General features: G+C 53.1%; 23 protein-coding genes, 1 tRNA gene and 2 riboswitches. Of the genes, 12 read left to right on the top strand and 12 right to left on the bottom strand.

Going from position 1 to position 21,893, the window contains the following annotated elements; genetic code table 11:
* Positions 1 to 25: 25 nt before the first annotated feature.
* The 5 genes from argH to KNP78_RS07740 form a co-directional block, all read right to left on the bottom strand.
* Entirely contained in the window at positions 26 to 1,408 is a 1,383-nt protein-coding gene (gene argH, locus KNP78_RS07760; RefSeq protein ID WP_214823570.1) for an argininosuccinate lyase, read from the bottom strand.
* Entirely contained in the window at positions 1,401 to 2,612 is a 1,212-nt protein-coding gene (locus KNP78_RS07755) for an argininosuccinate synthase (protein ID WP_029595378.1), read from the bottom strand. Before KNP78_RS07755 ends, argH begins: the two co-directional genes overlap by 8 nt.
* A 127-nt stretch (positions 2,613 to 2,739) precedes the next feature.
* A complete protein-coding gene (locus KNP78_RS07750) occupies positions 2,740 to 3,888 on the bottom strand; it encodes a CapA family protein (RefSeq protein WP_251128491.1) in 1,149 nt (382 codons plus the stop codon).
* A gap of 125 nt (positions 3,889 to 4,013) precedes the next feature.
* Positions 4,014 to 5,501, bottom strand: a complete 1,488-nt coding sequence (gene putP / locus KNP78_RS07745) for a sodium/proline symporter PutP (protein ID WP_214823569.1) — start codon at positions 5,499 to 5,501, stop codon at positions 4,014 to 4,016.
* A gap of 123 nt (positions 5,502 to 5,624) precedes the next feature.
* Positions 5,625 to 6,182, bottom strand: a complete 558-nt coding sequence (locus KNP78_RS07740; protein WP_214823568.1) for a DNA-3-methyladenine glycosylase I — start codon at positions 6,180 to 6,182, stop codon at positions 5,625 to 5,627.
* A 103-nt stretch (positions 6,183 to 6,285) separates the two neighbouring features.
* On the opposite strand from KNP78_RS07740, the gene KNP78_RS07735 reads away from it, so the two are divergent.
* Positions 6,286 to 6,915 carry a DedA family protein gene (locus KNP78_RS07735; RefSeq protein WP_214823567.1) on the top strand — a complete coding sequence of 210 codons (630 nt, stop codon included), beginning with the start codon at positions 6,286 to 6,288 and terminating at the stop codon, positions 6,913 to 6,915.
* Between the two features lie 45 nt (positions 6,916 to 6,960).
* On the opposite strand, the gene KNP78_RS07730 is transcribed toward KNP78_RS07735, so the two are convergent.
* Positions 6,961 to 8,139 (bottom strand): cation:proton antiporter, encoded by a 1,179-nt coding sequence (locus tag KNP78_RS07730; RefSeq protein WP_214823566.1) that lies wholly within the window; start codon positions 8,137 to 8,139, stop codon positions 6,961 to 6,963.
* A gap of 37 nt (positions 8,140 to 8,176) precedes the next feature.
* Positions 8,177 to 8,596 (bottom strand): GNAT family N-acetyltransferase, encoded by a 420-nt coding sequence (locus tag KNP78_RS07725; RefSeq protein ID WP_034777729.1) that lies wholly within the window; start codon positions 8,594 to 8,596, stop codon positions 8,177 to 8,179.
* Between the two features lie 127 nt (positions 8,597 to 8,723).
* Between KNP78_RS07725 and KNP78_RS07720 the strand changes: the two genes are divergently transcribed.
* The 5 genes from KNP78_RS07720 to KNP78_RS07700 all read left to right on the top strand — a co-directional run bounded on the left by KNP78_RS07720 (position 8,724) and on the right by KNP78_RS07700 (position 13,352).
* A complete protein-coding gene (locus tag KNP78_RS07720) occupies positions 8,724 to 9,269 on the top strand; it encodes a glycerol-3-phosphate responsive antiterminator (protein WP_214823584.1) in 546 nt (181 codons plus the stop codon).
* Between the two features lie 52 nt (positions 9,270 to 9,321).
* Positions 9,322 to 10,026: an SDR family NAD(P)-dependent oxidoreductase gene (locus tag KNP78_RS07715; RefSeq protein ID WP_214823565.1), complete on the top strand. Its 705-nt coding sequence runs from the start codon at positions 9,322 to 9,324 to the stop codon at positions 10,024 to 10,026.
* Positions 10,027 to 10,137: 111 nt separating this feature from the next.
* Entirely contained in the window at positions 10,138 to 10,986 is an 849-nt protein-coding gene (locus KNP78_RS07710; RefSeq protein ID WP_371819199.1) for an HD domain-containing protein, read from the top strand.
* 215 nt (positions 10,987 to 11,201) lie between these two features.
* Positions 11,202 to 12,191 (top strand): sodium:calcium antiporter, encoded by a 990-nt coding sequence (locus KNP78_RS07705; protein ID WP_034777723.1) that lies wholly within the window; start codon positions 11,202 to 11,204, stop codon positions 12,189 to 12,191.
* Positions 12,192 to 12,293: 102 nt separating this feature from the next.
* Complete coding sequence (locus KNP78_RS07700; RefSeq protein ID WP_214763172.1) at positions 12,294 to 13,352, top strand: bifunctional glycosyltransferase family 2/GtrA family protein; 1,059 nt, start codon at positions 12,294 to 12,296, stop codon at positions 13,350 to 13,352.
* A 43-nt stretch (positions 13,353 to 13,395) separates the two neighbouring features.
* Here KNP78_RS07700 and KNP78_RS07695 read toward each other — a convergent pair whose 3' ends face one another.
* From KNP78_RS07695 to KNP78_RS07685, 3 genes are all read right to left on the bottom strand, one after another.
* Entirely contained in the window at positions 13,396 to 13,962 is a 567-nt protein-coding gene (locus KNP78_RS07695) for a 3'-5' exonuclease (protein WP_214707664.1), read from the bottom strand.
* A 66-nt stretch (positions 13,963 to 14,028) separates the two neighbouring features.
* The gene (locus tag KNP78_RS07690; RefSeq protein ID WP_034777716.1) at positions 14,029 to 14,361 is read right to left on the bottom strand and encodes a four-helix bundle copper-binding protein; all 333 of its coding nucleotides are present in this window, start codon (positions 14,359 to 14,361) and stop codon (positions 14,029 to 14,031) included.
* 114 nt (positions 14,362 to 14,475) lie between these two features.
* Positions 14,476 to 14,548: transfer RNA gene (locus KNP78_RS07685), tRNA-Ala, on the bottom strand.
* A 133-nt stretch (positions 14,549 to 14,681) separates the two neighbouring features.
* Between KNP78_RS07685 and KNP78_RS07680 the strand changes: the two genes are divergently transcribed.
* Complete coding sequence (locus tag KNP78_RS07680) at positions 14,682 to 15,545, top strand: GRP family sugar transporter (RefSeq protein ID WP_034777713.1); 864 nt, start codon at positions 14,682 to 14,684, stop codon at positions 15,543 to 15,545.
* A 28-nt stretch (positions 15,546 to 15,573) separates the two neighbouring features.
* On the opposite strand, the gene msrA is transcribed toward KNP78_RS07680, so the two are convergent.
* Together msrA and KNP78_RS07670 are read right to left on the bottom strand one after the other, a co-directional pair.
* Positions 15,574 to 16,086, bottom strand: coding sequence for a peptide-methionine (S)-S-oxide reductase MsrA (gene msrA, locus KNP78_RS07675; protein ID WP_034777710.1), 513 nt, complete (start codon positions 16,084 to 16,086; stop codon positions 15,574 to 15,576).
* 63 nt (positions 16,087 to 16,149) lie between these two features.
* Positions 16,150 to 16,250: riboswitch (SAM riboswitch) on the bottom strand.
* 44 nt (positions 16,251 to 16,294) lie between these two features.
* Entirely contained in the window at positions 16,295 to 16,456 is a 162-nt protein-coding gene (locus tag KNP78_RS07670; RefSeq protein WP_034777709.1) for a hypothetical protein, read from the bottom strand.
* 111 nt (positions 16,457 to 16,567) lie between these two features.
* Here KNP78_RS07670 and KNP78_RS07665 point away from each other — a divergent pair, with 111 nt between their 5' ends.
* From KNP78_RS07665 to KNP78_RS07645, 5 genes are all read left to right on the top strand, one after another.
* A complete protein-coding gene (locus KNP78_RS07665; protein WP_251128490.1) occupies positions 16,568 to 17,971 on the top strand; it encodes an amidase family protein in 1,404 nt (467 codons plus the stop codon).
* A 69-nt stretch (positions 17,972 to 18,040) separates the two neighbouring features.
* Positions 18,041 to 19,102 carry a dual-specificity RNA methyltransferase RlmN gene (rlmN, locus tag KNP78_RS07660; protein ID WP_034777707.1) on the top strand — a complete coding sequence of 354 codons (1,062 nt, stop codon included), beginning with the start codon at positions 18,041 to 18,043 and terminating at the stop codon, positions 19,100 to 19,102.
* A gap of 172 nt (positions 19,103 to 19,274) precedes the next feature.
* The gene (locus KNP78_RS07655; protein ID WP_034777705.1) at positions 19,275 to 20,156 is read left to right on the top strand and encodes an SMP-30/gluconolactonase/LRE family protein; all 882 of its coding nucleotides are present in this window, start codon (positions 19,275 to 19,277) and stop codon (positions 20,154 to 20,156) included.
* Positions 20,157 to 20,168: 12 nt separating this feature from the next.
* On the top strand, positions 20,169 to 20,432 hold the full coding sequence (locus KNP78_RS07650) for a hypothetical protein (RefSeq protein WP_034777704.1): 264 nt from the start codon (positions 20,169 to 20,171) through the stop codon (positions 20,430 to 20,432).
* Positions 20,433 to 20,534: 102 nt separating this feature from the next.
* A complete protein-coding gene (locus KNP78_RS07645) occupies positions 20,535 to 21,728 on the top strand; it encodes a GTP-binding protein (RefSeq protein WP_214823564.1) in 1,194 nt (397 codons plus the stop codon).
* A 62-nt stretch (positions 21,729 to 21,790) separates the two neighbouring features.
* Positions 21,791 to 21,891, top strand: a riboswitch (TPP riboswitch).
* The last annotated feature ends 2 nt before the right edge of the window (positions 21,892 to 21,893 follow it).

The raw sequence follows: 21,893 nt of genomic DNA, 5'->3' as shown, positions 1-21,893 counted from the left end.
CGCAAATTGACCAGGTCCTCATCGTTTACGCATGTGTCGGTAGGTTCTCTTTCGCTTCTGTCAGTTGAATCCGAACTGAGTCAAAGCCCGTCCCGCCGTAACTGTTGCGGCGTTTGACGGCCGTCACCGGCGAGAGTGCCTCGTACACATCCGCTTCAACCAATTCAGAGTGGGCTTGGTACGTCTCGATCGGTAATTCTGATAAATACAGACGCTGGTCGATACAATACCGGACGAGCGTGCCCGTCACTTCATGGGCCTCACGGAACGGCATCCCTTTTGCCGTCAAATAATCGGCGAGTTCGGTCGCGTTCGAGAAATCGCGTTCGGTCGCTTGCTTCATCGTTTCCGTGTGGAACGTCATGTCTTGAATCATACCGGCCATGATGCTGAGACTGCCCTGAACCGTCTTGACGGTGTCGAACATGCCTTCCTTATCTTCCTGCAGGTCCTTGTTATAGGCGAGTGGGAGTCCCTTCATAATCGTCAAAAGTCCCATCAGATTGCCGACGACGCGACCTGACTTTCCGCGGACGAGTTCGGCCATGTCCGGGTTCTTCTTCTGAGGCATCATGCTCGATCCCGTAGAGAACACGTCAGAGATCGTGATGAACCGATACTCTTCGCTGCTCCAAAGGATCAACTCCTCGCAGAACCGTGACAAGTGCATCATGAGCAGCGACGCATTCGACAAGAACTCTAAGATGAAGTCACGGTCGCTGACGGCGTCCAGACTGTTCGGATAGACTTGGGCGAAACCGAGCAACTCGGCCGAGCGATGACGATCGATTGGGAATGTCGTCCCAGCCAGGGCACCCGCTCCGAGCGGGCTCATGTCAATCCGTTTCAAGCTGTCACTGAAGCGCTCCTTGTCGCGCTCGAGCATCCAGAAGTACGCGAGCAAGTGGTGGGCGAGCGAGACCGGCTGGGCCCGTTGCAAGTGTGTATAACCCGGCATGATCGACTCGACGTTTTGAGCGGCGTGGTCATAGAGCGCCGTCTGCACGGCCTCGATTCCGTCAATCGTCTCGAGGACGCGGCGTTTCAAATACAGGTGCATATCCGTCGCGACTTGGTCGTTCCGGCTCCGCGCCGTGTGCATCTTGCCAGCGACCGGGCCGATTTCTTCATGCAAGAGGGCCTCGAGGTTCATATGGATGTCTTCATGGAAGACGTTGAACGTCAATTCGTCCGCTTGTGCCTTCTTGGCTAGCGTCTTCAACCCCGCGACGATTTGCGCGACTTCGTCCGCCGTCAAAATGTGCTGCTCCCCGAGCATCGTCACGTGGGCGATGCTCCCTTCAATATCTTCTAACACGAGCTGGGCGTCGAAATGAATCGAGGCCCCGAACTCGTCGACCCATTCACTGGCCGTCTGTTCGAACCGGCCGCCCCATAGTTTACTCATGCACCATCGTTCCTTTCTCTGCGAGCACTTCCGCTTGCACTTTCGTCGGCAGTCCCCATAACTTGATGAAACCGACGGCGGCTTGTTGGTCGAACGTGTCGGCCGACGTGTACGTCGCGAGATGTTCGTCATAGAGCGAGATCGGCGACTTCCGTCCGTCGACGATGGCTTGTCCTTTGAACAGTTTCATCCGGACCGTACCGGTCACGGTCTGTTGCGTCTCATCGATGAAGGCGAGAAGCGCTTTCGTCAGTGGCGAGTACCAGAGACCGTTGTAGATCGTCTCCGTCAATTTCTGTTCGACGATTGGTTTGAAGTGGGCGACTTCCCGGACGAGTGTGAGCGCCTCGAGCGCTTGGTGTGCCGTGATGAGCGTCATCGCACCCGGTGCTTCGTACACTTCCCGCGATTTGATCCCGACGACCCGGTTTTCGATATGGTCGATTTTCCCGATACCGTGAGCCCCGGCGACGATATTCAACTGCTCGAGAATGGCTGTGAACGTCGCTGCTTGTCCATTGATGGCGACTGGTACGCCGGCGTTGAACTCGATTTCAACATACGTCGGTTCGTTTGGAGTGTCTTCGAGCTGTGCCGTCAATTCATAAGCGCTCGCCGGTGGAGCGGCCCATGGGTCCTCAAGAATGCCGCATTCGACGGCCCGGCCCCAAATGTTTTGGTCGATCGAGAACGGCTCTTCTTGGACGATCGGAATCGGGATACCGTGCTCGGCCGCATAGGCGATTTCTTCTTCCCGTGACCATTTCCACTCCCGGACCGGCGCGATGATTTCAAGCGACGGGTCGAGCGCATGAATCGACACCTCGAACCGGACTTGGTCATTCCCTTTCCCCGTGCACCCGTGAGCGACGGCGATGGCACCTTCGGCTTGCGCGACCTCGACTAGCTTCTTCGAGATGAGCGGCCGCGATAGGGCAGAGACGAGTGGATAGACGCCTTCATACATTGTATGTGCCTGCATCGAGTAACGGGCGAAATCGTTGACGAATTCATCGACCGCATCGATGACGACCGATTTGACGGCCCCGACTTTGAGTGCCTTCTGTTGAATGCGCTCCAGGTCTTTCCCTTCTCCCACGTTCAAACAGCAGGCGATGACGTCATATCCCTGTTCATCTAACCATTTGATTGCGACCGATGTGTCAAGTCCACCTGAATAAGCTAATACGAGTTTTTGTTTCATTTCCTTACACCCCTTATACATAATTATTCATCTGTATTTATAAATATACGACTTAGTCTAACGGATGATTTCATGTAAAGCAACCTTTTTTGGCAAAAAAAAAAGAATCACTTGTGAAAGTGATCCTTCATTGAACGATTTCGAGCTCTGGCATCCATTGCGACATATGTTCGCTCGTGGCATCGAACAACTCGGGTTTTGCCGTCTGTAACGGCACGACCTCGAACGGTCCGTCAGCACTAGAGCGCCGGGTGAACGTCGGATAGAACATCGGATTGGCGAGTTCGAACGTCGTCTCATCCGCCTCGACGGTCTTGACGACATCGATGCCGACGATGCCACCCGTATTGCGATCGTCCCCTTGTTGGCCGGACAGGAAGTTGCCGAGCGAGTAGGCGACGAACGTTCGGTTGCCTTCAGCGCCGTCCACCCAAGCGACCGGTTGGAGGACGTGGGGGTGATGGCCGATGATGAGATCGACCCCGAGGTCAGACAGCTCTTGGACGAGTGTCTGTTGTGCCTCGTTCGGGAGTATCTCATATTCATTCCCGAAATGGAGCGAGACGACGGTGAGGTCGGCTGCTTGTTCGGCCGCTTCAATCTCAGGCTTCATTGCCTCGAGATCGATGTAGTTGACATGGTACGGTTGTTTCGGAACGACCCCGTTCGTGCCATACGTGTAGGCGAGAAACGCGAACGAGATATCATTCTTCGTCAACGTCCGAATCTCAGCCTTGTCCGCTTCCGATAAGAACGAACCAGTATATGGCATGCCGATCTCGTTCCAGTGGGCAATCGAATTCTCGATGGCCGTGACACCTCGATCGAGCGTATGGTTGTTCGCCGTCGTCACCAGGTCGATGCCAGCGTTTTGGAGCGCATCACCGACCTCATACGGACTGTTGAAGGCCGGGTAGCTCGATAAGCCGATCTCACTGCCACCAATCATGCTCTCTTGGTTGGCGATGGCAATATCGGCCTCGGTCAAAATCGGGGCGATCGGTTCGAAGGCGGCAGTGAAGTCATAGCCGTCCCCGCTCTTGGCGGCATTATATACGCTATCGTGTAACAAGATATCGCCAATCGCATAGACGGACGTCGTCGTCACGACTGGTTCTGGCTCTTCCGGAACAGGTGCCGGCTCCTCCGCCTCGGTCTCTGGTGCCGGGGTCTCCGTTTGCTCCGTAGACGTCTCGACTTCGGCGGTCGCACAGCCGAATAGAAAGAGGAGGGGCAAGGTCAATATGGCTTGTTTATACGGGATTACTCGTTTCAAGGGACGAGTCACTTCCTTTCTTATGATACAAATTGATCTATATGTACCATTCGCTATAAACTGTCAATTTCCTTGTTAGGCAACAAGAAAAAGTGCCAGGCTATAGTAGCATGGCACTTCGATCGTTAAATCCGTTCTGTCTTCAAGATGTGTTCCATTTCCTCGAACTCGTTCGTAATCGTCGAGCTCGGTGGTGGTGTCATCAGACTGACGACATAAATGGCGAGGCTCGACAAGAAGAACGCTGGAATCATCTCATAGAGCTCACCGACGGTCCCGAACCAATCGGCGGCAAAGTTTTTCCAGACGATGACGATGAATGCCCCGACGAGCATACCGGCGAGCGCCCCTTGTCGCGTCGTCCGTTTCCAGAACAGGCTGAACAGGATGAGTGGTCCGAACGACGAGCCGAAGCCGGCCCAGGCGTAACCGACCAAGTTCAAGATCGTATCGTCCGCCCCGAACGCGAGCCAAATCGAGATGAGCGACACGAGGATGACCGTGATCCGGCCGACCATGACGAGCTCACGGTCGCCGGCGTCTCTTCGGAAGAACTTCTGATAGAAGTCGGTCGTCGCAGCACTCGACGAGACGAGGAGCTGTGACGAGATGGTCGACATGATGGCAGCGAGCAACGCCGCAAGCAAGACGCCGGTGATGAGATCGACGAATAATAAATCAGATAAATTAATAAAAATGTTTTCTGGGTTATCGATCTCAAGTCCGCGCTGCGTATAATAGGCGAGTCCGAACAGCCCGGTCGCCATCGCGCCGACGACGGTGAACAGCATCCATGAGATGCCGATCCGTCGTGCCTTCTTGATGTCCTGTAACTTCTCGATGGCCATAAAACGGACGATGATGTGCGGTTGCCCGAAGTAACCGAGCCCCCAGGCGAATAGCGAGACGATGCCGATGAGCGACTGACCGGTCAGCGGATCAAGCAGCGCCTCATCGATATCACCGATCGTCTGGAAGGCGGCGCTCACCCCGTCGGTCGCCGTGATGGCGATGGCCGGGACGAGGATGAGGGCGAACAACATGATCAACCCTTGAACGAAATCCGTCCAACTGACCGCCAAAAATCCTCCGATGAACGTATAGATGATAATGATAGAAGCCAAAATCAAGACGCCCGTCCCGAACTCAATTCCGAAGACGGCATTGAATAACCGGCCGCCGGCCACGAATCCGCTCGTGGCATAGAGGGTGAAAAAGATGAGTGTCACAGCCGCCGAGAACGTCCGCAACGTGCCGCGTGAATCTTTATAACGTTTCTCGAAAAAATCTGGAATCGTGATGGCATCCTCGGACAAATATGAGTACGTCCGCAAGCGAGGTGCGACGAGCAACCAGTTCAAGTACGCGCCGATCGTCAACCCGATGACGATCCATCCGCTCGAGAGCCCGGTCGCGAACATCGCCCCCGGTAGTCCCATCAACAGCCAACCACTCATGTCGGAAGCACCTGCCGACAAGGCCGCGACGGCGGGACCGAGTCCGCGCCCTCCGAGCATATAGTCGCCGATGCTCTCCGTCCGCCGATAGGCGATGACGCCGAGTAGTACCATGAGCGCCATGTAAACGGTGATGGATATTAAAATCCCGTTCATAAAACATCCCCCTCAATCATAATGAAAACGCTTTCAATGTTTATGGTATGCACCATGTCAAAATTTTGTCACAAAACTGAATCAAGTGCACGATTTTATTGAAAGATTGACCAAATAATCAAATTATTTAGCGAAGCAAGAGGTCAAGTGGTCATTGACGAGTCCGGTCGCCTGCAGATGGGCATAGACGGTCGTCGGTCCTAAAAATTTGAACCCGCGCCGCTTCAAATCCTTGCTGATCTGATGAGACAGTTCGGTCGTGGCGGGGATGTCGTCATTGGCCGCCCATTGGTTGTTGATCACCGTATTGTCGATGAACGACCAGATGTAGGCATCGAACGTGCCGAACTCTTGTTGAATCTCGATGAAGCGCTTGGCGTTATTGATTGACGCCTCAATTTTTCGGCGGTTCCGGACGATACCGGGATTGGCCAGCAACCGTTCAACATCCGTTTCGTCAAACGCAGCAACGGTCTCGACGTCGAAGTTGGCGTAGGCTTCCCGGTAATTGTCGCGTTTTCGTAAAATCGTGATCCAACTGAGTCCCGCCTGGGCGCTCTCAAGGGTCAAACATTCAAAGTGCTTCTGATCGTCGTGGACGGGTTTGCCCCATTCCTCGTCGTGATAACGGACGTACATGGGATCCGTGCCGCACCAAGGGCAACGTGTCGGTTCGGTCATTATTGTTTTCCTCGCTTTCGTTCAAGTACTTCATTTTAGCACGTCGGGACGGTTTTTGAAGTGAGGTGACGGGTATAATAGGGGATATTGGAGGTTGAACGATATGAGAGAGTGGATGATCCAGGTCATTGAACAGTTCGGTTATTTCGGTATCGCGTTCATGATCTTTATTGAAAATGTGTTCCCGCCGATTCCATCAGAGGTCGTGCTCTTGTTCGGTGGATTCTTTGCCGTGAAGACTGATTTGAACGTCCCGCTCGTCATTTTCGCTGCGACAGCCGGTGCCATTTTAGGAGCCGTTTTGTTATACGGCATCGGTCTCTATCTTGATGTCGAACAGATTGAGAAGTGGACGAAGAAATACGGGAAATGGATTCGACTCGATATCGCGGACGTTCGACGGGCGGATGCTTGGTTCGACAAATATGGGGGCTGGATGGTGTTCTTTGGACGATTGATGCCCGTCGTCCGAAGCTTGATCTCGTTACCGGCGGGCATGTCGAATATGCCGTTTCTGAAGTTCTTGTTGCTCAGTACGGCCGGCACGGTCATTTGGAACACGATTCTCATTTATATCGGCATCCGGGTCGGTGAGAATTGGGAATCGATTTTACGATATTTAGATGTGTATTCGTACGCAATTTATGGATTATTAGCCGTCGGTCTGATTGTCTTTTTCATCTGGCGCAAGAAACGCAAGAAAAAACAGTCGAAACAAGCATCATCATTTTGACGAACAAAGGAGGACCTTCACGCGAAGGTCCTCCTTTGTGTTCTATCATTGATCTTCTTTATTTTTTGTCTCATCGGGAAGTACTTTCTCAAGTTTTTCCTCCGTCTTGTTAGCAAGAATCTCAGAGAAGCGGAACAAGACGATGCCGACGATGGCCGAGACGAAAATATAGAGACCGACAAATAAGTTGATCGCTCCGTTCGATAGGGCGGTGAACAAAATCGAGAACTCGCCACGCGGGGCGAGTGAGAAGCCGGCCTCGTTCGCCTGCACCCGCGTCAAGCCATACATGCGACCCCCGACGCGTCCGACGATCCACTTCGATAACACGCCCCAAACGATCAGGACGAAGAAGAGGGCATTGACGATGACCCCTTGATCGAGATTGATGGAGATCCCGAACGAGATGAAGAAAATCGGCAAGAACAAGTCGCGAACGGGTACGGTCAATCGTTTCAACGGCCGCACATCGTGGATGCCCGCAAGCATGATTCCGGCGATGAATGCCCCGAGGATCTCGGACAGGCCGAACACCATGCCAATCCCGGCGAAAAATAGAATCAATCCAATCAAACCGATACTCGCATCATCTTGTCGCAACAAATGTTTGACGAACCGCTGTCGGTTCAAAACGAAACGAGACCCGATGAAGAGGAGCACTCCGAAAATCAGAAATCCGGCGAACACTTTCCCGATGTCCGTGAAAGCGATCGGTTCGTCTTGGATGATGAACGGGGCCACGGTCAAAATGAGCGGGGCGAAAATGTCTTCGAAGATAAGGAGCGCCAGTACGAACTCTTTCACATCTTCATGTTTTTCAGAATGTCGCTCGAGAAGTTTCGCCGAAATCGACGAACTCGTCGCATAGAGGACGGCACCGATCAAAAATGCTTGTGAGAAGTCGAGACCAAACAACAAAGCGATTCCAATCGTGACCCCGAAGGCGAGAAGGACATCTAGGACGCCTGCTTTCCACACTTGTTTCATTCGCTTGACGAGCTCGCTCAGCGGAAACTTTAAACCGAGTAGAAAGAATAACAGAATAATCCCGATTTCCCCGGCGATTTTGAAGACCTCATTCCCGTTCCAAAAGAAGCCGACCGCGACGCCGATTGCAATGAAAGCGAGGATACTAGGAAAGAACAACCGCTCGATAAGCAAACTGAGCACCGAGATCACGGTGAGTGCCAATCCGAGGAATACGATTACATTGAATACGTCCATACGTCACCCCCTAAAAAAGGGAAGGATTGCTTCACCATCAGTTTTCACTCCATTGATATTCCATCCCGACCGATTCGGGACGAGAATAGTCAAATCCGAACTGGCGATACAGGCCGTCTGCCGGAATGTCAGCGATCAGACTAATGATGGCCGTCTCGTCTGCTTCCTGTAAGATCCAATCCATCAATCGTTCCATGATCAATTTACCAAGCCCAAGGCCTTGACACTCGGGATCGACGACAATATCGACGAGATGAAACACCATGCCGCCGTCCCCGACGACACGTCCCATCCCGACCATCGTGTCGTCTTTATATAAACAAACGCCGTATAACGTGTTAGCGAGCCCTTTCACCGTGCCTGAGTCGGAACGCTTCGGCATGCCTGCTTTGACGCGAAGGCGTTGATGCTCCTCAGGTGTCGGTGTCTCAATCCGTACATCTACTTCATTCACCATGTCACTACTCCCTCTCTGCGCATAAGTTAAAATTATTTTCCCGCTATATTGAATCGGTAAACCTTGATTTCCGGATGACGTTGTACAGATAATGAGAGAAACTGGAATGGAGAAAGGTTGTGTGGGAATGATTGAAGGTCAAACGATTTTGCCTGCTCTCCGAGACATGAAAGACCTCGAGACATTTGTGAGAGGGCCATTCAAAGTTGGAGTCTTGCTTGAAGTACATGTGGCCCGGCTTGATGCCGTGTTTCAGTTACTAGCGGCCCATGACAAGCAAGTGTTCGTCCATCTCGATTTGATTCAAGGTCTGAAGGCGGATGAATATGCGACCGAATATGTGTGTCAGACGTTTCGACCGTATGGAATCATCTCGACGAAAGGCAGTGTCATTTTAAAAGCGAAACAAAAGCAAGTTAAAACGGTGCAGCGTCTGTTTTTAATCGATTCGAGTTCGCTCGAGAAGAGTTATCGCCTCATCAACCGCACTCAACCGGATTATATTGAGGTATTACCAGGTCTCGTCCCGAAATATATCCGGTGCGTGAAAGAAGCGACAAATATTCCAGTCTTCGCCGGCGGCTTGATCTCGTCGTCTGAAGAAATCGAGGCCGCCCTTGAGGCAGGTGCGACCGTCGTGACGACGTCTGACCAAACACTTTGGACGAACTGATAGGACTCATTTTCATGCAATCAGGGTATTCTACTGTCCAGGAGGGATGACAATGAAACAGACGATGATTATAACCGGTGTCAGCCAAGGAATCGGGCGGGAACTGGCCCGCCATTTTAGCACGACATATCGTGTTGTCGGACTCGATATCGGGCAAGACCCACAACTTGAAGGAGTGACGTTCCATCAGATGGATTTGGGGGATCATGAGGATGTGAACCGCGTATTCAAAGTAATTCATCAAGAAGTCGGCACCGCCCATGTGCTTATCAATAATGGTGGCGTATCCTCGCTCGTCAAACCGATGACCGAACTCGACGTCGAGACGTTCAAACGCGTGATCGATGTTAACCTCGTCGGGACGTTCGCTTGCTCGAAAGCTTTCTTGACGTTGAACGAAGGGGCTGATTTCGGCCGCATCATCAACGTGGCCTCGACCCGCGCGCTTCAGAACGAGGCTGATTGGGAAGCATACGGCGCCTCAAAAGGCGGGATCGTTTCGTTGACCCAGTCGATGGCGGTCTCTTTGGCTGAACGACCAATCACGGTGAATGCGGTCAGTCCCGGATGGATCCATACCTCGGATGAAGCCCTTCGTGATATCGATCACGCGCAGCATCCGTCAGGACGTGTCGGGACACCGGAGGATATCGTCCGCGCCGTCTCTTATTTGATTGACGAGAAAAACGATTTCGTCAACGGGCATAATTTGATCGTTGATGGGGGCATGACGAAAAAGATGATTTACGAAGCTTGAATCAAGAAACTGGGACCATTACCCTATATTTTAACAACCGATATGCGTGTAAAGGCCTAGTGACGGGTATAGGATGGGGAGTACATTGAAACTAGCGAAGGAGGAAGCGTCGTGCATCAAATCATCGAGGAGGCACTCCGTTTCGCGGCCGTCCGTCACGACGGACAGTTTCGAAAAGGAACGAATATTCCTTACTTGACCCATCCTGTGGCCGTCTCCATGTTGCTCGTCGAAGATCGGCAACCCGTCCCGGTCGTCGTGGCGGGTCTGCTCCACGACTTGCTCGAAGATACGTTGACGACACCTGATGAACTGAGTGAACGATTTGGATATGAAGTGACACGTCTAGTCAAGGCTGTGTCCGAGCCGGGGAAACACCAGTCGTGGGAAGAACGCAAACGGATGACGATTCAGCATGTGCGGACGATGCAGTATGATGAAGTCGCACTCTTGGCCGCGGACAAGCTACATAATCTGCGTTCGATTCGTCTCGACGTCGAGTCTGCCGGCAAACAAGTATGGGACCGTTTCAATCGGCCGCTCCGCGACCAATCCTGGTATTATCATGAACTGCTCCATGCGTTGAAGCCGTTCGCGCAGACGACGACGCTCATCGAAGCGTTCGAGACGGAAATGAACTTGTTGTTTTACGGAGTCGAAGAAGGGCGGACCGAGAAGTTAGAGAAGTTGTTCGGTGTCATCAAACATGGGTTCCGTGAAGAGGAGTGGCTTCAAGAGACGACGACGCTTTGTCAGACCGCTTTCGAGCTGAACGAGACGATGCGCGAAGGATATCGTCACGGGACCGAGGTCAACCAACCCGAGCTCGACGCCTTGTCGGCTCAATTGAAAGAAGCAGGACTGTGGGAACGCTTGTCGCTCCCGGCACTCCAAGCGATCGATGAATTATCGTATCGAATGGCATTGCAGTCGGACGAGATCGTCGCGTGGCTTGAGTGAAATGATTGTCAAGTGACCTTAAACGTGATATATTCATCGTGAACATAAGAAGGGGAGTAGCGACCACGAATGTGGTCGATGGATCGTCACTACGGTGCAACGCACTCGGTCCATCGAGCTTCTGATCCAAGTCCGCGAGACCTTTTTATGGATGCTTCTTCGGCGTCCATAAAAAGGTCTTTTTTGATTTTTTGAAAAAGGGGAGACACAGAAATATGGTATTTATTTACTTCATCTTGGCCGCAGCACTCACCGTGTATGCTGCCATCAAACTATCGACGTATGCCGACGTCATCAGCGAGAAGTCGACGATGAGCGGCATGCTCGTCGGGACCGTGTTGCTTGCCGGAGCGACATCGCTTCCGGAAGTAACGACGAGCGTATCGGCCGTCATGATCAATAACCCGGATATCGCCATCGGGAACATGCTCGGCTCGAACTTGTTCAACATCTTTATCTTGGCGATGTTTGACTTGTATTATCGTCAGAAGCGTCTATTTAACGAAGCAAGTCGGGATCACCTCTACACGGCGAGTCTCGGTTTGATGTTGACGCTCGTGACGATGCTCGCACTCGTCATCCGCATCGACTTCACGATTCTCGGGATCGGTATCGATGCCTTATTGATTGCAGGGTTGTACGCGGTTGGGATTTACTATATCGGACAACGTCCAAAAGAACCTACGACAGAACGGGAAGTCGAGCAAGAGGTCGGTGTCAGCGTCACTGACTCAATTCCGATTAAACGCGCGGTCATCGGCTTCATCATCGCCGCTCTCGTCATCATGGCGGCCGGAACGGCGCTTTCAGTGTTAGGTGACCAAATCGCCGTCGTGACCGGACTCGGTTCGAGCTTTGTCGGCAGTTTCTTGATCGCGGCCTCGACGTCGCTCCCAGAAGCGGTCGCCGTCTTCGTCGCCTTGAAGCTTGGAAACGTCAACTTGGCGTTCGGTTCGATTTTGGGGAGTAACATCTTCAATATGCTCATCATCGCGATGTCGGATGTCTTCTACCGAGGCGGTTCGATTTTGGCGGATGTGTCCACGTCACACTTGGTGACGGCGATCGGGATCACGATCTTGTCGGTCTTGGTCATGTACAGTGTCCTTCGAAAAGATGTCACGTCGAAGTTCCGCTACGTCTTGCCGTCCGTGCTCGTCGTCCTCGTCTATTTCGCGTCGTCTTACTTCATCTTCATCGGTTGATCGACCACACGGTGTCCTCGGACATCGTGTTTTTTGTTTGAGGCGGTTCGAGGAATCACTTTTCACTCACTTGGGTATAGAAGGAGGGAAGGAGGGGTGGCGATGCAAATGCATTCCGTGGAACGTCTTGATGATTACGTCATATTAATCCCAGCATATAATCCCGATCAAGCGCTCGTCACACTGGTCCGGGAGTTGAAAGAAGAAGGGTTCGTCCATCTGTTCGTCGTGAACGATGGGAGTGCCGAGACGTCCCGTCCGATTTTTGACGAGGTCGGAAAATGGGTCACGGTGCTCGAGCATACCCGGAATCAAGGGAAGGGGGCGGCGTTGAAAACCGGGATTCGACATGTCGTTCAGCATTTCCCTAGAACGAACGGGGTCATCACGGTCGATGCGGATGGGCAACATCTGCCGACTGACGTCTTGAAGCTGTATGAAGAAGGCATACGTTGGCCTCATCATTTGATTATGGGCTGCCGCGACTTTTCAGGGTCCGATATCCCGTTCCGGAGCCGATTCGGAAATCAGATGACGCGCGGCGTCATGTTGCTCGGCAGCGGTCTTCGTCTGAAAGACACCCAAACCGGCCTTCGGGCGATTCCGCTGCGGTATGCGGAACAATTGCTTGATGTGCCGGGGAACCGTTATGAGTTCGAGATGAACATGTTGACGTTCACGAAACGATTGCAAGTCCCGATTCATCAGACACCAATTCAAACCGTCTATGTGGCAGAAAACGCCTCGTCCCATTTCCGGCCGGTGATCGACTCGATTCTTATCTATCGCATGTTTTTGGCCTATTCATTATCATCGGTCGCATCATTTCTGTTAGACATCGGGTTCTATGCCTTGTTCGTCTATTTGTTGAATCCGTGGTTCGAGACGACGCACGTCTTGATTGCGACGGTCGTGGCCCGTATCCTGTCATCGCTGTTCAATTATTTCGTCAATCGGAAAATTGTGTTCCATTCGAAGGCGAAGCGGGCGATGCCGAAATACTTCGGTCTCGTCGGATTGCAGATGGCGCTGTCGGCCGGTCTCGTCTATGCGCTGTTCTATGTCATCCGCGACGGTGAGGTGTGGATCAAAGTGTTCGTCGACAGCTTCTTGTTCGTCGTCAGTTATTATGTCCAGAAAAAATGGATCTTTAAACGCTAACAGGCCAAGACGTGTGTCTTGGCCTGTCTGGCATGGATATCGTTCAATAAGCGAGTTTTCCGAGCTTGACCGATGTGTACCGGTGCAGTTCACGCGGATCATGGATCCCGGTCTTCTGCATCATGTCGCGCATGAGCAGGGCACAGACGCGAGCATCTTCAGCCGCATCGTGGTGGATGAACGGGACGTTCAAATATTCCGCCATCGTGTTCAGCTTGTGATTCGGCAGACCTGGATACAGTTTTCTCGACAACTTGACGGTACAGCCGTACTCGATCGTCGGAAACGTATATAAATCGTATTTGGCGATCGCTTTCTTGAACGCGCCCATATCGAACGAAGCGTTGTGTGCCATGACGAGATCGACATCCCGCAGCGTCGGATAGAGCTGTTCGAGCACCTCGGGTAACGCTGGGGCGTCCCAGACATCGCTCGGCCGGATGCCGTGGACCCGGATATTGCCGGCATCGAAGTCTTCCTCCGGATTGACGAGCAGTTGGTTCGTTTCGATGATTTCACCGTCGACGAGCAGGCTCCAGCCGACAGAGCAGATGCTGCGACTATCGCGGTTCGCCGTCTCGACGTCGATGGCAAGAATTGAATGTGGCATAATTGATCCCTTTCTCGTAAAAACAAGTATAAAAAAAGTCTAACATATCGTTAGACTAAAAAGCGATTATGCGGCCACGAGGTTGCGGCATGCTTCGGCACAGCGGAGACATGCTTCGGCACAGCGTTGGCAATGGTCGTGCAAGTGGCGGCCACATTCGACGGCGCACGTGTCACACACCTGGGCGCAGAGTGCACCAATCGGTTTGGTGAAAGCCGAATCGGTCTCGAGCGCGTTCAAGGCGAGTGCACACACTTCCGAACATTCTTTCGTCAGCCGGATACACTCGGCGACCATCAACAAGTCTTCTTCTTGTAAGCATTTTGAGAAACAATGATTGCTTGCCCGCATACAGTCGATGACGGCTAAAATGGTCTCTTCGACAGAGGCTCGGTCCATGATAAGTCCCCCTTTAGAATAATGATGTCTTACAATCATTACCCGCTAGCGGATGAGTTAAACCGAGCGGCAACGCAAAAAAGTCACCCCTCAAATGAGTGGTGACTTCAATAATGGAGCATAGCGGGCTCGAACCGCTGACCTCCACGCTGCCAGCGTGGCGCTCTCCCAGCTGAGCTAATGCCCCGTTCGAAGATTATTATATCATCCTAGTAAAACATTTGGCAATGGCTATTTTTAATTTTTTTGAACAAAGTTTAATCAGCACTGAACGTGGGAAAATCACAAATGATGTTATATTACGAAAGCAGGTGTCATGTATGGAAATGATTTTACTCGCACTCTTACCTGCCTTGATGTGGGGGAGCATCCCGCTCATCGTCTCAAAGGTCGGCGGGAAGCCGATTCAACAGTTGATCGGGACGACAATCGGGGCGATGGTGATGGCGGTCATTATCGCACTCGTGTTCAATCCCGGGTTCACGACGCTCGCAATCGTGACCGGATTCATCTCCGGCGCGTTTTGGGCACTCGGACAATATTTACAGTTCCAATCGTTTCAAATTTTAAGTGTCTCGAAGGCGATGCCGATCAGCACCGGCATGCAGCTTCTCGGTACATCGTTGTTCGGTGTCATCGTCCTCGGAGACTGGAAAACGACGACCGAACTATGGCTCGGATTTTCGGCGCTCGTTCTCATCGTGATTGGGGCTGCGTTGACGTCGTATCAGCAGAACAAAGACGGCGACAGCAGCGGCGCCTTGAAGAAAGGCTTGCTCGTTCTGCTCGTGTCGAGTATCGGTTACGTGACGTACGCCGTCCTGACGAACTATTTCGAGGTCGACGGGATCACGGCGATATTGCCACAGTCGGTCGGGATGTTCGTCGCGGCGCTGTTGTTCAGCCTGCGTGAGAAAGATGTGAAGAAGTTCGATCCGAAGACGTTCAAAAACATCTTGGCCGGGATCGCCTGGGGGATCGGGAACTTCGGGCTGTTCGTGTCGAGCGGTGAAGTCGGAATCGCGACGTCATTCGCCTTGTCGCAATTGAACGTCGTCGTGGCGACGCTCGGCGGGATCTATCTATTAAAAGAAGAGAAGACGACGAAAGAACGTGTCTTCGTCTTTATGGGTATCGGCCTCATTGTCGTGGCCGGATTCATGCTCGGAATCGCCAAAAGCTAAAAGACGGGTCAGACGACCCGTCTTTCGCTTACCAGGCTTGTTCGATGAATGCGTCACGCCCAGATTTTTTCCGGTCCTCTTTATAGTGGGCCGGATTTTTTTTATGGAAGTCTTGATGGTACTCCTCGGCCGGATAGAACGTGTCAGCCGGTAAGATCTTCGTGACGATCGGCTGTTGGAAACGTCCGCTCGCCGCGAGCGCGTCGCGACTCTGCTCTGCTTTCACACGTTGTTCTTCCGTATGATAGAAGATGGCCGGCGCATATTGACTGCCTCGGTCTTGGAATTGACCGCCGTCATCGGTCGGATCGGTCTGAATCCAATACAGTTCGAGCAGTCGCTCGTAAGCGAACAGCGTCGGGTCGAACGTGATCTCGACGACCTCATAGTGTCCTGTCGTCCCTGTCTTCACTTGTTCATACGTCGGATCGTCGACGTGACCTCCCGTATAACCTGATACGATCGACTCGATGCCAGGTTGTTCCTCGAACGGCGTCACCATGCACCAAAAACAGCCGCCTGCGAATGTTGCTTTTTCCATTAATAAGTCCCCCTCATGTTCATTCCCAAAAAAAGCGCCCATGTCATCGACATGAGCGCTCTGTCATATCGGCCAAGGCAATCGCCTTGCTGGTAGTAGCACCTTGCCGTAGCAGGTTGCTGTGAAGTCATAGAGCCAGGTCTCTCGTTCACTCAAGATATCGATATGTAGTTGGTGACAGCATCATACCATCAGATTTGAAGCGGCGTCAACGGTTTGGCTTGCGCCGTAGTTGGAGCAAGGTGGCACCGAGAATCAGGATGACGAGCACGATGGAGAGCGGTAACGTATACGGGGCGTCCCCGGCATATAACTGTAAGAAGAACAAGGCAAAGACGGACAATAAGACGAGTACGTACGAACGGTTCATAGTAACCTCCTTTTTCTTTCAGTGTACCAAGTTACACATTCGTTGGCGAACGAAAACAGGAAATCATGTGTCGATAGCGAATACCATCGAGTGACCAAAGGAGGAATCAATATGACTGACACATTTGATTTTATGGAACTCGATATCGAAACCGCCCATCGCGGATATAAAGAAGGAACAATTACGGCGCGTGACGTGACGGCCTATTATTTGACCCGGATCGCCCAGTTTAACGACAAACTGAAGGCGGTCATTCAAGTGAACCCGGACGCCTTGTTCGAGGCAGAGTCGGCTGACCGGGCATTTCGTCGCGGGCTACGCTTGCCGCTACTCGGCATCCCGGTGCTGATCAAAGACAATGTCGAGACAGCCGGACTCATGAAGACGACGGCCGGGGCCGTCGTCCTCGCGCATCACTTCGCAGGCCGGGACGCCCATCTCGTCCAAAACCTGCGAGCGAGCGGGGCCATCATCCTCGGGAAAGCGAACTTGTCCGAATGGGCCAACTTTTTGACCGAGGGCATGCCGAACGGCTGGAGCGGTGTCGGTGGGCAGACGCTCAATCCATATGGGGATAAGCTCGATGTCGGAGGTTCGAGCTCAGGTTCGGCCTCTGCGGTTGCAGCGAACCTGACACTGCTCGCTGTCGGTAGCGAGACGAGCGGCTCCATCATCCATCCGAGCGTGCACAATGGCATCGTCGGCATCAAACCGACCGTCGGCCTCATCAGTCGGAGTGGCATCATCCCGATCTCGCGGTCGCAAGACACGGCGGGACCGATGGCACGAACGCTCGAAGACGCGGTAAGGGCACTTGAGGTGATGGTAGGGGAAGACCCGGCGGACCCGGCGACACTCAACCTCCCGGCCGGTCCGCCGTATCGGACGTGCCTCGACGAGCGCCAAGCGGTCGGGATGCGTGTCGGGATCGTCAAAGCTGATTTATCAACAGAAGAACAAGCATTATACGGTGAGACGACCGAGCTGTTGAAACAGAGCGGCATCGACCTTGTCGAAGTCGAACTGCCCGCCCATGATACACTCGACCAAGGCGATATTTTGTACCACGAGTTCAAACTCGGGATCGAGGCGTACCTGGCCACGACGACGCTCCCGTACGAGACGTTGTCGGATTTGATGGACTGGAACAACAGACATCCTGAGACGATCCCGCACGGACAAAAGACGTTCGAGAAAGCGGAAAGATTGTCGGGACGTCTCATCGAGGCGGCCTATTTGACGCGCCGGCTCGATGACGTGCGTGACGCCAAGACGGACGGACTCGACCGCCTATTAAACGAACAGCAGTTGCACGCGCTCGTCTTGCCTCACGATTTGAACTATGACATGGCGGCAAAAGCCGGGCATCCGACCATCACGATCCCATATCGCTTGAAAGCGAGTGGGGCGCCGTTCGGCCTATCGTTCACCGGGACGAGTTATGCCGAACGTGACTTGATCCGTCTGGCGTATGCGTTCGAGCGACATATTTCGCGTCCCGTTCCACCGTTATAAGAACGTTGCACCCGTCGTCCACGTCCGCTACAATGGTACGTATGCGGATTGAAGAAAGGACAGATAGCAATGAAACCATCTATATACGGGCTGACGTTCGATCAGCTGACAGAAGCGTGTGTCTCTTGGGGATACAGCGCCTTCCATGCGAGACAAATCTGGGACTCGCTCTACATCGACCGAGTGAAACAAATCGAGGACATCTCGGTACGGGCTGAGGTGCGTGAGGCGATCGCCGCCGAATACGTCATCTCGACGCAAGACCTGTTCGTCAAACAAGAGGCGGGCGACGGGACGGTCAAATTTTTACTTAAACTACACGACGGGCACTATATCGAGACTGTGCTCATGCGACATAAGTACGGCCGTTCGGTCTGTGTGACAACGCAGGTCGGGTGCAATATCGGCTGCAGCTTCTGTGCGAGCGGTCTCTTGAAGAAGACACGTGATTTGACGGCGGGCGAAGTCGTCGAACAAATCATGACCGTTCAACACTACTTGGACGAAGTCGGCGAAGGGGCCCGGGTCAGCCATATCGTCGTCATGGGGATCGGCGAACCGTTCGATAACTTTGACAACTTGGTCGACTTCCTGCGTGTCGTCAAGGACGAGCGCGGTCTCGCGATCGCGCCGCGTAAAATCAACGTCTCGACGAGCGGACTCGCCGACAAGATTTACAAGTTCGCGGACCTCGATTTGCGCATCAACTTGGCGCTGTCGCTCCATGCGCCGAACGACGCGCTGCGGACGCAAATCATGAAAATCAACCGGGCGTTCCCGCTCGACAAGCTCATGCCGGCCATCCGGTATTACGTCGAGAAGACGAACAAACGAATCACGTTCGAATATATTCTCCTGTCGAAAGTGAACGATTTACCGGAGCACGCCGAGGAATTGGCGGCGCTCATCGACGATATTAAGGACAAGTCGTACGTCAACTTGATCCCGTATAACCCGGTCAACGAGCATATCCAATACGAGCGCAGTACCTCGGAGGACATCATGGCGTTCTATGATGTCTTGAAGAAGCGTGGCATCAACACCGGTGTCCGCCTTGAGCACGGGACTGACATCGATGCGGCATGCGGCCAGTTGCGCAGTAAACATATGAACGTCGAAGGTGCGAAATAAGTGGACTCCTTGAATCGAATGATTCAAGGAGTTTTTTTCATAGAGCCGCTCCGGTGAAGGAAAGACGGACATCGCCCCTAACTCTGCGGAACGATTTTGAAAAATCTTGAATAGACCTCGTCCGCTCAGGGAATAGTCAGTTGAAATCAATGTAGAGAGTGGAGGCAATTCAATGGAGACAGTAAACGCTGCGTTATGGATTCGAGTCAGAAATACACTTGGGGAAGGCCCGTGTTGGGATGCTGAACTGAAACGGTTCTATTGGGTCGACATCGAAGGACACACACTTTGGTGGTACGACGAAAAGGAAGACGAGCTGTCATCGTTCGATATGGGACAACAGATCGGGTTTGCGGTCCCGAAAGTGACAGACGGCGTCGTCGTCGGCTTGAAAGACGGCATCTATGAATGGGACGAGGGATCGAAGCGACTCGATAAACTCGTCGAACTCGATGACCCGGAAGGGGATCTTCGCTTCAACGACGGAAAGGCCGACCCGTACGGACGAATCTTTGCCGGGACGCTTCATCTCAACGACGAGGAGAACGAGGCGACGCTCTATCGCTTGAACCGTGACGGCACGACCGAGGTCATGCTCAGTGAACTGACGCTGTCGAACGGTCTGACATGGTCTCCGGACCACTCGACGTTCTACCATATCGATACACCGACCGAGACGGTCCGCAAATACCCGTTCGACTTGAAAACAGGAACACTCGGGGATGGGGAAGTCGTCATCGATTTCAAAGATGAGGAAGGATTCCCGGACGGCATGACATCCGATGAGGACGGCTTTTTATGGATTGCCCACTTCGCGGGCGGACGCGTCTCGCGCTGGAACCCGAAGACGGGTGAAAAAGTGCTCGAGGTGCTCGTGCCGGCCCCGAACGTCACGTCATGCTGTTTCGTCGGTGATGACTTGAAACAACTTGCGATCACGACGGCGCGCGAAGGAATGGATGACGCGGCGCTCGAGGCCCATCCGGACGCAGGTTCGGTCTTTAAAATTGATACAGATGTGAAAGGGATGCCGCTCTATCGGTTTGGTCGATAAGGAGGTACGAAGATGGTAAAACGATTGCTCGTTCGTGCGGGAATCGGTTTGGCGCTCGCGGCGGTCGCCCGGGTCGGGATTCAAAAGCTGTTGGAGGCGAACCGGGAAGACGATCATACGTATTTGAATCCGCGGTGGGATGAGACGCCGAGTGTGGATGCCGACAAGGACGCGGATGAGGTCGGTCTGACCCAGCTCGACTCGATTTATCGAGCCGAATGGCAGGCGAACGCCTATCCACGCTCAGAGGCCGAACGCAAGGCGTTAGAGGAATAGGCAGGAGAACACGTCCGGAAACGGGCGTGTTTTTTTCTTGACAAGACGTCACCGACCCGTCATTATCTAAAAAGTAATCATTACGATTTAGGAGTGGGTAGAATGAGACGAATCCCGGTCACCGTGCTGTCCGGTTATTTAGGAAGCGGTAAGACGACACTATTGAACCACATATTGTACAATCGGACGGGCAAGAAATACGCCGTCATCGTCAACGACATGAGCGAGTTGAATATCGATGAGCGATTGATTGAACAGGGCGGTTTTTCGAGGACGGACGAAAAGTTGGTCGAACTATCGAACGGCTGCATCTGTTGCACGCTCCGTGAGGACCTGCTCGAGGCGGTAACAGAGCTTGCGAACGACCGGGACCTCGACGGAATCATCATCGAGTCGTCCGGGATCTCAGAGCCGATCCCGGTCGCCCAAACGTTTACATATGCCGATGACGCCCTCGGCATCGATTTGACGAGCCGAGTCTATATCGATGCGATGGTGACCGTCGTCGATGCGTTTCGGTTCTTAACAGATTTCAACTCGGGCGAGTCGCTCCATGAACGCAAGCAGGCGATCGAGGCGACGGACGTCCGCGAAGTCGTCGACTTGCTCGTCGACCAAGTCGAATTCGCCGATATCATCGTCTTGAACAAGGCGGATCGCGTGACCGAGACCGAACTCGGCGAGATGACCGGACTGTTGAAGGCGCTCAACCCAACCGCGAAGCTGTTGACGTCTGTCCATGCGAACGTGGAATTGACCGAGCTGTTGGATGTCAATTTGTTCGATTTCGAACAGGCGATGCATGCGGCCGGGTGGATTCAAGAACTTGAGACAGATGTGCACACGCCGGAGACGGAAGAATACGGCATCAGTTCATTCGTCTATCGTCGGCGTCGGCCGTTCCACCCGGAGCGTCTCCATGCCTGGATCGAGGCGTTTCCGGAAGAAATCGTCCGCGCGAAAGGGTTCTTATGGATTGCTTCCCGGAACGACCTCGCCTGTCTGTTTTCACAAGCGGGCTACGCCTCGACGCTCGAACATGCCGGGCGCTGGCTCGCGACGCTTCCGGAAGATGAGCGTCGTCACATGTTCGCGGCCGAACCGGAACTCGCCGCCGACTATGTCGAACCGTACGGTGACCGACAGACGGAGCTCGTCTTGATCGGGCAGCGGATGGATCGAGCCATCATCGAACAAGAGCTCGATCACTGTCTGCTGACAGATGAGGAGATGGCGCTGGATTGGTCGACGCTCCGGGACACACTTCCGGGGAACGAGGTCGTCACGTTCTCATAAGACCGTTTACAAAATGAAAGTGGTCGTCTATACTGATTCTTGCATGAACAACCGCATACATTGGACTACACTAGGGGTGCTTCGGCTGAGATGTGAGCATGGCTCCAATCCCTTATGACTCGATCCGGGTAATACCGGCGTGAGGAAGTGTGGCACTTTTTCTAA

The sequence above is a fragment of the Exiguobacterium sp. s28 genome, assembly GCF_018618135.1.
In the GTDB taxonomy this organism is placed as follows: domain Bacteria; phylum Bacillota; class Bacilli; order Exiguobacteriales; family Exiguobacteriaceae; genus Exiguobacterium; species Exiguobacterium mexicanum_A.
Note: the sequence above shows the minus strand (reverse complement) of the source record. Positions and strands in the feature narration are given on the sequence as shown.

Bases quoted from the DNA above. Each gene is read 5' to 3' on its own strand.
- KNP78_RS07715 (WP_214823565.1), top strand. From the start codon at position 9,322: ATGAAACAGACGATGATTATAACCGGTGTCAGCCAAGGAATCGGGCGG.
- KNP78_RS07755 (WP_029595378.1), bottom strand. From the start codon at position 2,612: ATGAAACAAAAACTCGTATTAGCTTATTCAGGTGGACTTGACACATCG.
- KNP78_RS07720 (WP_214823584.1), top strand. From the start codon at position 8,724: ATGATTGAAGGTCAAACGATTTTGCCTGCTCTCCGAGACATGAAAGAC.
- rlmN (WP_034777707.1), top strand. From the start codon at position 18,041: ATGAAACCATCTATATACGGGCTGACGTTCGATCAGCTGACAGAAGCG.
- KNP78_RS07655 (WP_034777705.1), top strand. From the start codon at position 19,275: ATGGAGACAGTAAACGCTGCGTTATGGATTCGAGTCAGAAATACACTT.
- KNP78_RS07740 (WP_214823568.1), bottom strand. From the start codon at position 6,182: ATGACCGAACCGACACGTTGCCCTTGGTGCGGCACGGATCCCATGTAC.
- KNP78_RS07670 (WP_034777709.1), bottom strand. From the start codon at position 16,456: ATGAACCGTTCGTACGTACTCGTCTTATTGTCCGTCTTTGCCTTGTTC.
- argH (WP_214823570.1), bottom strand. From the start codon at position 1,408: ATGAGTAAACTATGGGGCGGCCGGTTCGAACAGACGGCCAGTGAATGG.
- KNP78_RS07730 (WP_214823566.1), bottom strand. From the start codon at position 8,139: ATGGACGTATTCAATGTAATCGTATTCCTCGGATTGGCACTCACCGTG.
- KNP78_RS07725 (WP_034777729.1), bottom strand. From the start codon at position 8,596: ATGGTGAATGAAGTAGATGTACGGATTGAGACACCGACACCTGAGGAG.
- KNP78_RS07645 (WP_214823564.1), top strand. From the start codon at position 20,535: ATGAGACGAATCCCGGTCACCGTGCTGTCCGGTTATTTAGGAAGCGGT.
- KNP78_RS07735 (WP_214823567.1), top strand. From the start codon at position 6,286: ATGAGAGAGTGGATGATCCAGGTCATTGAACAGTTCGGTTATTTCGGT.
- putP (WP_214823569.1), bottom strand. From the start codon at position 5,501: ATGAACGGGATTTTAATATCCATCACCGTTTACATGGCGCTCATGGTA.
- KNP78_RS07650 (WP_034777704.1), top strand. From the start codon at position 20,169: ATGGTAAAACGATTGCTCGTTCGTGCGGGAATCGGTTTGGCGCTCGCG.
- KNP78_RS07665 (WP_251128490.1), top strand. From the start codon at position 16,568: ATGACTGACACATTTGATTTTATGGAACTCGATATCGAAACCGCCCAT.
- msrA (WP_034777710.1), bottom strand. From the start codon at position 16,086: ATGGAAAAAGCAACATTCGCAGGCGGCTGTTTTTGGTGCATGGTGACG.
- KNP78_RS07690 (WP_034777716.1), bottom strand. From the start codon at position 14,361: ATGGACCGAGCCTCTGTCGAAGAGACCATTTTAGCCGTCATCGACTGT.
- KNP78_RS07680 (WP_034777713.1), top strand. From the start codon at position 14,682: ATGGAAATGATTTTACTCGCACTCTTACCTGCCTTGATGTGGGGGAGC.
- KNP78_RS07705 (WP_034777723.1), top strand. From the start codon at position 11,202: ATGGTATTTATTTACTTCATCTTGGCCGCAGCACTCACCGTGTATGCT.
- KNP78_RS07695 (WP_214707664.1), bottom strand. From the start codon at position 13,962: ATGCCACATTCAATTCTTGCCATCGACGTCGAGACGGCGAACCGCGAT.
- KNP78_RS07700 (WP_214763172.1), top strand. From the start codon at position 12,294: ATGCAAATGCATTCCGTGGAACGTCTTGATGATTACGTCATATTAATC.